The organism is Acinetobacter sp. 12966, assembly GCF_031196995.1.
In the GTDB taxonomy this organism is placed as follows: Bacteria; Pseudomonadota; Gammaproteobacteria; order Pseudomonadales; family Moraxellaceae; genus Acinetobacter; species Acinetobacter geminorum.
Map to the genome: position 1 here is coordinate 1 of NZ_JAVIMC010000022.1, position 249 is coordinate 249.

The window sequence follows — 249 nt, forward strand, 5'->3', positions numbered from 1 at the left end:
CAAGCGACTCTACTTTAGGGTCAATATCACGCGGTACAGCTAAATCGACCATTAACATTTGCTGATAACGGCGTTTTTTTTAATGCAGTTTTGAAATCTGCATAAGCAATAACCTGATGCAAACTACCCGTACAACTTGAAACAACATCGGCACGATATAGATTCTCAGCCAAATCTGAAAAATCAATAATCTCAACTTCAACTTGATGTGCAATTTCTTGGGCCAATTGATCGGCACGTTCACGGCTA

General features: G+C 39.8%; 1 pseudogene. It reads right to left on the reverse strand.

Going from position 1 to position 249, the window contains the following annotated elements:
• A pseudogene (locus RFW85_RS03465) lies at positions 1-249 on the reverse strand (glutamyl-tRNA reductase); the annotation flags it as partial.